The 13,392-nt window shown below is 67.6% G+C and carries 9 protein-coding genes; 2 read left to right on the forward strand and 7 right to left on the reverse strand.

Annotated features, from left to right (window positions below; genetic code table 11):
- Window positions 1–70: 70 nt before the first annotated feature.
- Window positions 71–1,879 (reverse strand): long-chain-acyl-CoA synthetase FadD6, encoded by a 1,809-nt coding sequence (gene fadD6, locus D6M19_RS11465; protein ID WP_123025344.1) that lies wholly within the window; start codon window positions 1,877–1,879, stop codon window positions 71–73.
- A 60-nt stretch (window positions 1,880–1,939) separates the two neighbouring features.
- Window positions 1,940–2,500: a cytokinin riboside 5'-monophosphate phosphoribohydrolase gene (locus tag D6M19_RS11470; RefSeq protein ID WP_164478436.1), complete on the reverse strand. Its 561-nt coding sequence runs from the start codon at window positions 2,498–2,500 to the stop codon at window positions 1,940–1,942.
- A 58-nt stretch (window positions 2,501–2,558) separates the two neighbouring features.
- Between D6M19_RS11470 and D6M19_RS11475 the strand changes: the two genes are divergently transcribed.
- Window positions 2,559–4,643 (forward strand): P-loop NTPase family protein, encoded by a 2,085-nt coding sequence (locus tag D6M19_RS11475; protein ID WP_123025345.1) that lies wholly within the window; start codon window positions 2,559–2,561, stop codon window positions 4,641–4,643.
- Between the two features lie 48 nt (window positions 4,644–4,691).
- Here the strand turns inward: D6M19_RS11475 and D6M19_RS11480 are convergent, their stop codons facing one another.
- A complete protein-coding gene (locus tag D6M19_RS11480) occupies window positions 4,692–6,284 on the reverse strand; it encodes an ABC-F family ATP-binding cassette domain-containing protein (protein WP_123025346.1) in 1,593 nt (530 codons plus the stop codon).
- 82 nt (window positions 6,285–6,366) lie between these two features.
- A complete protein-coding gene (gene dapE, locus D6M19_RS11485; RefSeq protein WP_123025347.1) occupies window positions 6,367–7,449 on the reverse strand; it encodes a succinyl-diaminopimelate desuccinylase in 1,083 nt (360 codons plus the stop codon).
- Window positions 7,450–7,582: 133 nt separating this feature from the next.
- On the opposite strand from dapE, the gene dapD reads away from it, so the two are divergent.
- Window positions 7,583–8,527: a 2,3,4,5-tetrahydropyridine-2,6-dicarboxylate N-succinyltransferase gene (dapD, locus tag D6M19_RS11490; RefSeq protein WP_123025348.1), complete on the forward strand. Its 945-nt coding sequence runs from the start codon at window positions 7,583–7,585 to the stop codon at window positions 8,525–8,527.
- Window position 8,528: 1 nt separating this feature from the next.
- On the opposite strand, the gene D6M19_RS11495 is transcribed toward dapD, so the two are convergent.
- The 3 genes from D6M19_RS11495 to D6M19_RS11505 are packed head-to-tail and all read right to left on the reverse strand — an operon-like array spanning window position 8,529 to window position 13,293.
- Entirely contained in the window at window positions 8,529–9,911 is a 1,383-nt protein-coding gene (locus D6M19_RS11495) for an L-serine ammonia-lyase (RefSeq protein WP_123025349.1), read from the reverse strand.
- Between the two features lie 2 nt (window positions 9,912–9,913).
- The gene (locus D6M19_RS11500; protein WP_123025350.1) at window positions 9,914–12,370 is read right to left on the reverse strand and encodes a GcvT family protein; all 2,457 of its coding nucleotides are present in this window, start codon (window positions 12,368–12,370) and stop codon (window positions 9,914–9,916) included.
- On the reverse strand, window positions 12,370–13,293 hold the full coding sequence (locus D6M19_RS11505) for a choline/ethanolamine kinase family protein (protein WP_123025351.1): 924 nt from the start codon (window positions 13,291–13,293) through the stop codon (window positions 12,370–12,372). Before D6M19_RS11505 ends, D6M19_RS11500 begins: the two co-directional genes overlap by 1 nt.
- Between the last annotated feature and the right edge of the window lie 99 nt (window positions 13,294–13,392).

The raw sequence follows: 13,392 nt of genomic DNA on the forward strand, positions 1-13,392 counted from the left end.
CCAGGCTACGGGCCTGCGATTTCGGCGCGCTGACGTGCGCTGAGCGTCGATCAGCGCGCCGAAATCGCTACTACTTCGGCTTCTTGCCGTCCTTCACCTCGGCGAGGTAGTCGTCGTAGTACTCGACGTAGCCCTCGTCGCGGCCGGACAGCACATAGATCGGGTCCTCGATGTCGTTGGCCTCTTCGTCGCCCTCGCCCGAGTTGCCGCCGTAGCCTTCCTTGCGCAGATCCACCTTCTGGCTCTTGAACGTCGACGTGTGGGCAAGCTCCTTGACGATCCGAACGAACAGCGGCACCGCGTAGCCGGGCAGGTTGTCGTAGGCCGCCTTGGCGAGCGCCTTTCCGTCGAACTCCTGGCCTTCCTTGAGCTGCAGGGCGACCATGCCCGCCCGCCCGCCGACGTCGGGCACCTCGACGCCGAACACCGTGGCCTCCTCGACCTGCGGGTCGGTCGACACCGCGGCCTCGACCTCGGTGGTGGCGACGTTCTCGCCCTTCCAGCGGAACGTGTCGCCGAGCCGGTCGGTGAACGCCGCGTGGCCGAAGCCCTGCGAGCGCATCAGGTCGCCGGTGTTGAACCAGACGTCGCCTTCCTTGAACGCGTCGCGGACAAGCTTCTTCTCGGTGGCGTCCTTGTCGGTGTAGCCGTCGAACGGCTGGAAACTGCTGACCTTTGAGATCAGCAGCCCCGGTTCGCCGGTCTTCACCTTGCGGACCCGGCCGTTGTCGCCGCGCTTTGGCTCGCCGGTCTCCCCGTCGTATTCCACGAACGCCACCGGCGTGGGGCAGATGCCGGTGCTCTTGTCGACGTTGAGCACGTTGACGAACGCGGTGTTGCCCTCGCTTGCGGCGTAGAACTCACACACCCGGTCGATGCCGAACCGCTCGGTGAACTTGTCCCAGATCGCCGGCCGCAGTCCGTTGCCCGCGATCACCCGCACCTTGTGCTTACGGTCGGTGTCCTTTTCCGGCTGGTTGAGCAGATAGGCACAGATCTCGCCGATGTAGACGAATGCGGTTGCGTTGTAGCGGATCACGTCGTCCCAGAATTTCGACGCCGAGAACGACTTGCCGAGCGCCAGCGTGGCGCCGGAGTTCAGCACCGACGACAGCGCGACCGTCAACGCGTTGTTGTGGTAGAGCGGCAGGCAGCAGTACAGGGTGTCGTTGCTGTTGAGCCGCATCCCGAGGCCGCCGAAGCCGGCAAGCGCCCGAAGCCAGCGGTAGTGCGTCATGATGCTGGCCTTCGGCATCCCGGTGGTGCCAGAGGTGAAGATGTAGAACGCCTTGTCCTTGGCGAGCACGGCCGAGGCGGTGGCCGGGTTACCGGTCGGCGCGGTGTCCGCGAGGCGCTTGAACTCGTCGAGTTCGACCACCGCGTCGGTGTCGGCGCCACTTTCGGAGATCGGGTCGATGAAGTCGGGATCGGCGACGAGCACCTTCGCGGACAGCAGGCCGAGGCTGTGCTTTAACACGTCGCCGCGCTGGTGGTAGTTCAGCATTCCGGAGATCGCGCCGCATTTGACCGCGGCCAGCATCAGCAGCACCGGGTCGACCGAGTTGCGCAGCATGATGCCGACGACGTCGCCGTGGCCGACACCGCGCGCGGCGAGCACCGCGGCATAGCGGTTGACGGTCTCGTTGGCTTCCCGGTAGGTGAGTTCCTGATCCCCGAACGTCAGGAACAGCTTGTCGCCGTACTGGGCGGCGCGGTCCTGGAACACCTTGCCGATGGAGGTCTTGGCCGACGGCCGGGCCCCGAATCCGGTGATCACACCGCGCAGAATTATCGGCGCGTCTGCGATCAACCCTGGTACGCGGGTAGCGATGTCGAGCAGTCCAACGCTGCTACGGGTCCCAGACTTCTCGTCGGTCATGTGGCGATCCCCCTCCGGTGTCGTCTGACCGACACCCTAAATGCATGGGGGTGATCGCCATCACCTGGCCGGTGCGCAGGCAGCCAGCGCATCGTCGACGTCGTCCACCACCACGAGCCTGTCCAGCGCGTTCTGGCTGACGTACCCGCTGTCGATGAGGCCGTTCAACCAGGCGCGCAAGCCGTCGTAGTGCCCGAACGGGTCGAGCATCACCACCGGCTTGTCGTGCATACCCAGATAGCCGGCCGTCCATGCTTCGAAGAATTCCTCGAGCGTGCCGATACCGCCTGGCAACGCGATGAACGCGTCGGCCCGGTCCTCCATGACCTGCTTGCGTTCCCGCATGGTCTCGGTGACGACGAGTTCGTCGGCGTCGATGTCGGCGAGCTCGCGGTGCACGAGTGCCTTCGGGATCACCCCGATGGTGCGGCCTCCGCGCTCCCTGGCCGCGACGGCCACGGCGCCCATCGCCGATACGTTTCCCCCGCCCGACACCAAGGTCCAGCCGCGCGCGGCGATGGCGGCGCCGACCCGGCCTGCCAGCTCGAGCAGATCGGGGTGCGTTGGCCCCGACGCGCAGTAGACACAGACCGCCCATTCGCCGTAGGGATCCCGGGACACCCCGTCAACGTAGACGAGTACGGCCCGGCCGCCGCGGCCACACCCTAAACTCCGGCGGGTGGCCGTGGACTGGAAGACCGTGCCGCCCGAGCCGTCAGCGCAACACGTCGAGTCGGCGGTCGCCGACCGCGGCGGGGCCGTGATCATCGCGCCCGTCGGGGCGGGGAAGACGACGGTGGCCCGCGCGGCGAGCGAACGCATCGGCGGATCGGTCTGGGTAACCGGCACGGTGTCCGACCGCGTCGTCCCTTTCGCCGCGGTGCACGACCTGATCGAGGTTCCCGACGACGGTAAGACGGCGGCGGTGCTAAGCGCCGCCCGCGAGTCGGTGGCCGACGGCACGCTGTTGGTCGTCGACGACGCGCACCTGCTCGACCACCTCTCCGCCACTTTGGTGTACCAACTCGCGGTCAGCAGGGCGGTGCGGCTGATCGTCACCGTGGATCCCGACGAGGGTGCGCCGGATTCGATCACGGCGCTGCAACTCGACAACGTGCTGCCGCGGATCGAGCTCGACGCGCCGAATGTGGACCGCAAGCGGTTGGATGCCTCGGTGCGGGACTTCGTCGCACAGCTTCCCGCCGACGCCCGTTCCGCGCTCGAGTTCCTTGCCGTTGTCGACCCGATGCCGCTGGCCGACCTGTCGGCGCTGGCCGGCGGCGACGCGGTGGCTGCTGCGCGGGCCGCCGACGCGGTCATCGTCGTCGGCGAGGCCGTGCTGGCAGCGCATCCGCTCTATGGCGACGCGACGCGCGCGCAGATGTCCGCGGAGGGTCTGCGTGCGCGGCGAACCGCGCTGTACGAGAGGCTGTCCGCCCGGCCCCCGCGCGATGTCGTCGACCGGTTGCGGCTGGCTGTGCTGGCGCTCGACAGCGACAACCCGCAGCCGGTGTCCGTCGTGGTGGCCGCGGCGGCCGACGCGCTTCGGCTCGGCGACCTGGCGTTGAGCGAGCGGCTGGGCCAGGCGGTGCTGGCGCGCGACCCCGACCTGGACGCGCGGCTGACGTTGGCCCAGGCGTTGGCGTGGCAGGGCCGCGGCAGGGAGGCCGACGAGGTGCTCGCCGCTGTCGACGCGGCGACCCTGTCGGACACGGAGCTGATGGCGTGGGCGCTCCCCCGCGCGGCCAACCAGTTCTGGATGCTGTCGGAGCCGGAGCGGGCGACGGCGTTCCTGCAGACCACCCGCAACCGCGTCACGTCGGCTGTCGCGCGCACGACCCTGGACGCGCTGTCGGCGACCTTCGCGATGAACGCGGGCCGTCCCGGCCCGGCGATGGAGATTGCGCAGGGCGTGCTGGCCTCGCCGGACGCCGACGACACCGCCGTCGGCTGGTCGGCGGCGGCTGCGGCGCTCAGTTGCGCGCGGATGGGCCGGTTCGCCGAGGTCGACGCGCTGGCCGACCGCGCGATGGAGGCGCAGCATCCCGGGCTGCTCCGCTTCACCAGTGGGTTCGGCCAGACGACGGCGCTGGTGATGTCGGGTGAGTTGGACCGGGCTCAGGAGCTCGCGCAGCAGCTGACCGATTTCGCGCAGATGCAGCAGCCGGGGCGGGCGATCGGCGAGATTCTTGTCGCCGATGTGCTGATCGCGCGCGGCGAGTCAGTCGCCGCGGCGAAGTTGTTGCGCGGGGCGGCGGAGGCCTTGGCGCCGACCGGGTATTCGTGGGGGCCGTTGGCGTGGATGCTGCTGGCGCAGGCGCTCGGCCACCAAGACGAGATGGGTGAGGCTGCGAAGGCGTTGTCCAGGGCGGAGTCTCGACACGGGCTGAAATCGATGCTGTTCGCCCCGGAGCTGCTTTTGGCCAAGGCGTGGACGACGGCGGCGCGTCGTGACCCGGCCGGGGCGCGGTCGTCGGCCCGCGATGCGGGGCGGGCGGCCGAGCGCGGCGGCCAGTCGGCGATCGCGATACGCGCATTCCATGATGCGGTGCGGCTCGGCGACATCCGCGCTGGCGACGCGATCGCCCGGGACACCGCGGGTGTCGACTGTGTGGTCGGCGCGCTCGCGCTGCGGCATGCCCGCGCTTTCGTCGCGCGCGACGCGGATGAATTGGCCGCGGTTTCGGGCGCGTTCGCCGACATCGGGATGATGGGCGCCGCAGCCGACGCCTCGAAGCAGGCCGCCGCCGCCCTGCGCTCGTAGTGATTTCGGCGCGCTGGCACACCCTCAGCGTCGATTAGCGCGCCGAAATCACAACCGCAGAGTGCGCTCGACGCGAATATTGGCGAGAAAGCTGGTGTCGTGGCTGGCGACGACGAACGCACCGCGATAGGCATTCAGCGCGGACTCGAGCGCAGCGACGCTGGCGAGATCGAGATTGTTGGTCGGCTCGTCGAGCAACAACAGCTGAGGTGCGGACTCGGCGAACAGCACACACGCGAGGGTGGCACGCAGCCGCTCACCGCCGGACAGCGCCGCGACGGGAAGGTGAATCCTGTTGCCGCGGAACAGGAATTGCGCCAGCAGATGCATGCGTCGCGTCTCGCTCAGATTCGGCGCATATGCGATGAGGTTCTCCAGCACGCTGCGGGTCTGGTCGAGCAGGTCGAGCCGCTGCGACAGGTAGGCCGTCCGCCCGTCGGTCCGCCCGACGGTGCCCGCGTCGGGCTGGAGGTCTCCGGACACGACGCGCAGCAGCGTCGTCTTGCCTGCGCCGTTCGGCCCCGTGAGCGCGATGCGCTCGGGCCCGCGAATGGAGACGTCGAACCCGTCACCGAACAACGGACGGCCCCCTCGGGTCATCCGTAATCCGGTGCCCGTGAACATGTTGCGGCCGGCGGGGACTGCAGTGTCGGGCAGGTCGAGCACGATCGACGGGTCGTCGCGCAGCGCGCGTTCGGCGTCGTCGAGCCGGGTTCTGGCGTCGTCGACCCGCGCCGCGCTGACGCCCTCGATGCGCCCGGCGGACTCCTGTGCCCTGCGCTTCATCGCGCCCGCGATGATCTTCGGTAATCCGGCGTCTTTCACGTTGCGCGTCGCGGTGCTCGACCGCCGCGCTGCGCGTTCGCGGGCCTGCTGCATCTGCCGCTTCTCGCGTTTCACCTGTTGTTCGGCGTTGCGGACGTTGCTCTCGGCGACTCGTCGCGCCTCGCGCACCTTTTCCTGATAGTCGGTGAAATTGCCGCCGTAGAAGGTGATTTCACCTCCGCGTAGTTCGGCGATGCGGTTCATTCGGTCGAGCAGCATCCGGTCGTGGCTGACCAGCAGCAGGCACCCTTTGTAGTCGTCCAGCGCGCTGTAGAGCCTTGCGCGGGCGTCGGCGTCGAGGTTGTTGGTCGGTTCGTCGAGCAGCAGCACGTCGGGTCGCTTCAATAGTTCGGCGGCCAGGCCGAGCGAGACCACCTCACCGCCACTCAGCGACCCCAGTCGTCGATCGAGCGCGATGTGTCCGAGGCCGAGCCGGTCGAGCTGGGCGCGAGTGCGTTCTTCGACGTCCCAGTCGTCGCCGATGGCGGCGAACACCTCGTCACGGGCATCGCCGCCCGCCAGCGCCGTCAGCGCCTCGAGTGCGGGTGCGACGCCGAGCACCTCGGCCACCGAGCGGCCGGCTTCCAGCGGCAGTGTCTGCGGCAGATATCCCAGCGACCCCTCGACGGTCACCGAACCCGCCGACGGCCGGTACTCCCCGGCGATCAGCTTCAGCAGCGTGCTCTTGCCTGCCCCGTTAGGCGCCACCAGACCAGTAGGCCCGTCGTCCACGGTGAAGGACAATGCGTCGAACAGTGGCGTCTCGCCAGGCCACGAGAAGGACAGGTTTGAACAGGTAATGGAACTTTCAGACATGTGGGAGCTCTTCGTGACCGCACGGGGAAGGACGACAGCATCGACCCGGAAGTCACTTCCGGGGGCGTCAGCTCACATGCTCTCAGGCTAGCCGCGGCGTCAAGGGAGTTAAGTATCGGCGCAGCATCTCGGTTGCCGCGGTGATCTGCCCCACCTCGACGCGCTCGTCGACGCGATGCGCGAGGTTGGGGTCGCCGGGCCCGAAGTTGACGGCGGGCACCCCCAGAGCCGCGAACCGCGCCACGTCCGTCCAGCCGTATTTCGCGCGCACCTGCCCACCGGCGGCCTCGACCAGCGCCGCGGCGGCGGGTTTGGTCAGCCCGGGCAGTGCACCGGATGCCGCGTCGGTCTGCTCGATCTGCACATCGAGGCCGTCGAGCACGTCACGCACGTGTTGACCGGCCTGCTCGATGCTGCGGTCAGGGGCGAAGCGGAAGTTGATGGTGACCGACGCCGCGTCGGGAATGACGTTGCCCGCGACGCCGCCGTCGATGCGCACCGCCGACAGCCCTTCGCGATAGACACACCCGTCGATGTCGACGCTGCGCGCCTGGTACTTCGACAGTCGGTCCAGCACCGCGCCGAGCTTGTGAATGGCGTTGTCGCCCAACCACGATCGCGCCGAATGCGCCCGGGTGCCGCCGGCGGTGACGACGACGCGCAGCGTGCCCTGACAGCCCGCCTCGATGTATCCGCCGGACGGCTCACCGAGGATTGCGACATCAGCGTGCAGCCAGTCGGGCAACTCGCGCTCGATTCGGCCCAAACTGTTTGCAGAGGCCTCGATTTCCTCGCAGTCGTACATGACCAGCGTGATGTCGTGTGCCGGATCGTCGACCGTGGCGGCCAGGTGCAGGAACACCGCATCGCCGGACTTCATATCCGAGGTGCCGCAGCCGTGCAGCTCGCCGTCGACGCGGCGGCTGGGCACATTGTCGGCGATGGGCACGGTGTCCAGATGTCCGGCCAGGATGACCCGCGACGGCAGGCCACGGTTGGTGCGCGCCAGCACGGTGTTGCCGGTGCGGACGATCTCGAACCCGGTGGTCTGCTCGCGAAGCGCGGCCTCGACCTCGTCGGCGATGCGCGCCTCGTCCCGCGACTCGCTGGGAATGTCCACCAGCGCCGCGGTCAGCTCGATCGGATCACCACGTAGGTCCAGCACAACTCACCAGGTTAGCGGGTCGCCTTCTCCTGGCGAGTCCTGGCGAGCAGACGCAAAAGTCCGCAATTGACGGCGTGTCGGGGCACTTTTGCGTCTGCTCGCGCAGGAAAGGCATCCAGTACCGTGTACCAGCGTGACTGCAGCTTCAGGCGTCGGCGTGGCGACCATCTCCGCCGACGGGACCGTCCTCGACACCTGGTTCCCGGCCCCCGAGCTGGCAGGCGACGGCCCGTCGGGCACGGTGCGGCTGTCGGTGGCCGAGGTTCCGCCCGAGCTGGCGGAGCTGGCGGGTCGCGACGATGACCGTGACGTCGACGTCGTCGTGGTGCGCACGGTGATCGCGTCGCTGGACGACAAGCCGGCCGACACCTACGACGCCTACCTGCGCCTGCACCTGCTGTCCCATCGGCTGATCCAGCCGCACGGCGCGAACGTCGACGGGATTTTCGGCGTCCTGGCGAACGTCGTGTGGACCAACTTCGGGCCGTGCGCGGTGGACGGATTCGAGCTCGTGCGGGCGCGGCTGCGGCGGCGCGGCGCGGTCACGGTGTACGGCATCGACAAGTTCCCGCGGATGGTCGACTACGTCGCGCCCACCGGTGTCCGCATCGCCGACGCGGACCGGGTGCGGTTGGGTGCGCACCTCGCCGCGGGCACGACCGTCATGCATGAGGGCTTCGTCAACTTCAACGCGGGCACGTTGGGCGCCTCGATGGTCGAGGGCCGGATCTCGGCGGGGGTGGTCGTCGACGACGGCTCCGACGTCGGTGGCGGCGCGTCGATCATGGGCACGCTGTCCGGCGGCGGCACCGAGGTGATCGCGGTGGGCAAGCGCTGCCTGCTCGGCGCCAACTCCGGTCTTGGCATCTCGCTGGGCGACGACTGCGTCGTCGAAGCTGGCCTGTATGTGACGGCAGGCACGAAGGTGCAGACCGCCGACGGTCAGACGGTCAAGGCCCGCGAGCTGTCGGGGGCGAACAATCTTCTGTTCCGCAGGAATTCGCTGAGCGGGGCCGTCGAGGTGGTCAAGCGCGACGGCACGGGCATCACGCTCAACGATGCCTTGCACGCCAACTGATTCAGCATTCGACGACGTTGAGCGCCAGGCCGCCGCGCGCGGTCTCCTTGTATTTGTCCTTCATGTCGGCGCCGGTTTCGCGCATCGTCTTGACGGCCTTGTCCAGCGACACCTGATGCGTTCCGTCGCCGCTGAGCGCGATTCGGGCGGCGGTGATCGCCTTGACCGCGCCGACGGCGTTGCGTTCGATGCACGGGATCTGGACGAGGCCGCCGACCGGATCGCAGGTCAGCCCGAGGTTGTGTTCGATGCCGATCTCGGCGGCGTTCTCCACCTGCCGCGGCGACCCGCCGAGCAGTTCGGTGAGCGCGCCCGCCGCCATCGAGCAGGCCGAGCCGACTTCGCCCTGGCAGCCCACTTCGGCGCCGCTGATGGACGCGTTCTCCTTGATGATGCTGCCGATGCCCGCCGCGACGAGAAGGAATCGCACGGTGGCGTCATCGTCGGCGCCGGCGACGAAGTCGTGGAAGTACTGCAGCACGGCCGGGATGATGCCCGCGGCGCCGTTGGTCGGCGCGGTGACCACCCGCCCGCCCGCGGCGTTCTCCTCGTTGACCGCGATGGCGTACAGGTTGACGCGGTCCATCGCGATCAACGGGTCGCTTGAATGATCTGCGCCGGAAAGCTTTTCGGCCAGTTGCGGAGCGCGACGACGCACCTTGAGTCCCCCTGGCAGTACACCCGGCGTGTTGATGCCCGCCTGGATGCACTCCTGCATCACCGACCAGATCTTGAGCAGTTCGGTGCGAACGTGATCTTCTGTGTGCCAAGCCATTTCGTTTGCCATGACGATATCGCTGATACGCAGACCGGTCTCGGCCGCATGAGCCAGCAGCTCGTCACCAGTGCTGAACGGGTACCGCACCGGCGTCGGGTCGGCGACCACGACGGGCTCGTCCTCGTCGGAGACCTGGGTATCGTCCAGGACGAAGCCCCCGCCGATGGAGTAAAAGGTGCGTTCCGCCAACACCGCATTGCTGTCATCGAATGCTCGAAACATCATGGCGTTGGCGTGAAATCGGGCCTGCTTGTTTCGGTGCAGGACGATGTCGTCGGCCAGGCTGAACGCGACGGGATGCTCGCCGAGCAAAGCCAGCTCTCCGGTGTCGGTGATGGCCGCTATCCGCTCGGGGGTGCGGTCGGGGTCGACCCTGTCGGGCCGCTCGCCCATCAAACCGAGCGCGACCGCCGGGATGCTCCCGTGGCCCTTGCCCGTCGCACCGAGGGAGCCGAACAGTTCGACGGTGACCCGCGTCGTCGAGTCGAGTTTCCCGTCGCGCGCCAAACCGCGGGCGAACCTGTCGGCGGCGATCATCGGGCCGACGGTGTGTGAACTCGACGGTCCGATACCGATCTTGAACAGATCGAAGACGCTGAGGGCCATGGTCAGGGTCGAATCTTGGTGCTAGTTGGATCATAGATCGGCTTAAGGGACACCGATATCGGATAGAGCTGACCACCGACGTTGACCTGGTAGCTGCCCGCCTTCACCCAGGCGGCGTCGATGACGGAGTCGTCGGCCGCACGCACGTAGGCCAGACCTACGCAGCCGCCGACCGTCTCACCCCACGCAGCCGAGGTGACCTGACCGGCGACCGCCCCGTCTCGTAGTATCAGTTCACCGCCCCACAACATGGCGTCGGGTGCGTCGACACTGAAGCCGACGAGCTTGCGGCGCGGGCCATCGGCCTTGGCCTTCTCGACGGCCGCGCGGCCAAGGAACTCGATGTCGGCTTTCAGCTTGCAGGCGAACACCAGCCCGGCCTCGACGGGGTTTTCGCTGGGCGTCAGTTCGCGCCCGAATGCGCGGTAGCCCTTCTCCAGCCGCATCGATTCGATGGCGTAGTAGCCGCCGCGGCCGACTCCCAACCGTTGCCCCGCCTGCATCAGGTCCTCGTACACACCGACGGCGAACTCGGCGGGTACGTAGAGTTCCCAACCCAATTCGCCGACGTATGTGATGCGCGTCGCCCGCACGGTCGCGTACCCCAGCGGGATCTGCCTGCTGGTACCGAACGGGAACGCATCGTCGGACAGGTCGGCGGTGGTCAGCGTGGACAGTAGGGCACGCGAATTCGGTCCCATGACACCGAATACCGCGTACGCCGACGTCACGTCGACCAGCGACGCGCGGGCGCCCGTCGGCAGGTTTTTCCGGATATGGTCCTTGTCGCGTTCGGTGGTGGCGGCGCTGCTGACGATGAAGTACTCGTCGGCGCCGGTGCGAGTCACCGTGACGTCGGACTCGTATGTGCCGCGCTCGTTCAGCATTCCGGTGTAGACGGCCCTGTCGACCTCTCCCCCGACGTCGGCGGTGCACAGCCACTGCAACGCCAGTTCGGCGTCGGGCCCCACCAGCAAGTATTTGGAGAACGAGGTCTGGTCGAACACCGTCACCGCGGTTCGGGTGTTGACCTGTTCGGCCGCGGACCATTTCAGCCAGTTCGGCTTGTCCCACGTGTACTCGATCGTGGGATCGGCTCCGGCAGGGGCGAAGAAGTTGGCGCGCTCCCAGCCCATCCGGCTGCCGAAGTTGGCGTTGGCGGCCTCCAGCAGATGATGCACCGGTGATCGCCGGAATGGCCGGGCGGTCTTCATCTCCCGGTTGGGCCAGGGGATTTCGTAGTGCAGGCCGAGCACCTCGGCGACCCGGTCGTGCAGCCAGCGGTTGTTGCCGTTGAACGGTGCGAAGCGGCGGATGTCGACGCCGGTGAGGTCGCTGGTGGGGGAACCGTTGACGATCCACTCCGCCAGCGCCCGGCCGGCACCGCCCGCGGTGGCGATGCCCACCGAGTTGAATCCGGCGCCGACGAAGAAGTTGTCGAGTTCGGGTGCCTCGCCGAGGATGAACTGATTGTCGGGGGTGAAGCTCTCCGGGCCGTTGTAGAACTTCTTGATGCCGGTCACCTCGAGCGCGGGAATGCGCAGCAGGGCGTTGTTCATCAGGACCTCGAAGTGGTCCCAATCCTCGTCCAGCAGCTGGAATTCGAACGGATACGGGATGTCGTCGGGAGACACCCACGGCTTGGCCTCCGGCTCGAAGCCGCCGATGACGAGGCCGCCGACCTCTTCCTTGAAATACGTGTAACCGTCGGGGTCACGCAGGATCGGCAGGTCGGGGTGCACACCCTCGATGTTCTCGGTGACGACGTAGAAATGCTCGGCCGAGTGCAGCGGGACGTTGACACCCGCCATCGCGCCGACCTGCTTGGCCCATTGCCCGGCGCAGTTGACGACGATCTCAGCCTCGATGTCACCCTTGTCGGTGCGCACACCGGCGGCCCGCCCGTCGCGGATGAGAATGCCGGTGGCTCTGGTCTTTTCGATGACGCGGGTGCCGCGCATCCGCGCTCCTTTGGCGAGTGCGAACGTCAGATCGGTAGGGTTGGCTTTGCCGTCGGCGGGCAGCCAGATCGCGCCTGCCAGGTCGTCGACCCTCATCACGGGGTAATGCTCGAGCGCCTGCTCGGGGCTCAGCAGTTCGCATTCCATGTTGAATGCGTCGGCGTTCGCGGCGGTGCGGCGCAACTGGACCATCCGGTCTTCGGAGCGGGCGACGGTCACGCCGCCGCACTGCTTGTACCCGGCGGACAGTCCGGTCTCTCCCTCGAGTTCGGCGTAGAGCTGGGTGGAGTACTGCACCAGCCGCGTCGCACTCTCCGACGCCCGCAGCTGGCCGACCAGACCGGCGGCGTGCCAGGTTGTGCCGCTGGACAGTTGGCCCTGCTCCAGCAGCACGACATCGGTAAGCCCGAGCTTGGTCAGGTGGTAGGCGACGCTGGTGCCGATGACGCCGCCGCCGATGATGACGACACGGGCCCGGTCGGGCAGCTCGACGGCCATCAGTCGTCGGCCCGCACATCGTCGAGCAGCCTGGCCAGGTTGGGGCCGTTGAACTCGGCCACCGCGCCCTCATAGCGTTCCATCGCCCATTCCCAGAAGTCGAATTCGATTGCGCTGGAACCGTTCTGTATGCAGCCCCACAGCGTCCAACCGTACTTGCCGACAACACCTTGCAGGTGGGCCCGCGCGATCTTGTGGCGCAGCCGCCGCCCATAGTAGGCGGTGACGTAATCGTCGAGCTGGTCGGTGGACATACCTGTCTCGCACCAGGTATTGCCCAGCTCGAAACACGGGTCGTTGTTACCCGAATACTCGTAATCGATCAGCCACATCCTGTCGCCGTCTTCGATGAAGTTCCCTGCCAGCAGGTCGTTGTTACACGGGACGGTGGTCTGGTCCGTTGCCCTCAGCACACGCGCAATCTCGTCAAAGGTGTCCGCATGGTCGAGGTAGTCTCGTGGCAGCCGGAACCCGTTGTCCATCACGGTCTTCAAGTAGGTCGGCTGCCTTTCGAACATGTCGAACCGGCCCTGGAACCGCGGGCCTGAGTGCAGGGCGCGCACCGCGGACGCCGCCTTGGCCACGATCTCGGGTCGCTGGAAATCCTCGTTGCACAGGGTCTGCCCCTCGAGATAGCTCAGCAGCAGGATCCCGACATCGGGCCGGTAGTCGATCACCTGTGCGCCGACGCCTGCCTCCGCGGCGGCCTTGGTGTTGTAATGCTCGCGGTCGCGGTCGATGCCCAGCATGTTGGTGGCGGTATCGGTGCAGCGGGCCACGTAGATGCCGTCGGGCGTGGTTACCTTGACGTTGCGGTTGGTCAGGCCGCCCGACAGTTCCTGGAGCTGCCGCGGCCGTCCTGCCAGGACGGGGATCGACTCGAACAGCTCGTCGAGCTGGGCGTCGGTGAGCGGTGGCGACATCGATTCACTCTATGCCGCCTGCGCAGCCCGGTCAGGCGAAAAGCGGGCCACTCGATCCGCGCGAGCGAGGCGCAAATGTACAGAATTTATCGGCGTGTC

Origin of the sequence: Mycolicibacterium stellerae, from assembly GCF_003719305.1 — a bacterium.
Taxonomy (GTDB): domain Bacteria; phylum Actinomycetota; class Actinomycetes; order Mycobacteriales; family Mycobacteriaceae; genus Mycobacterium; species Mycobacterium stellerae.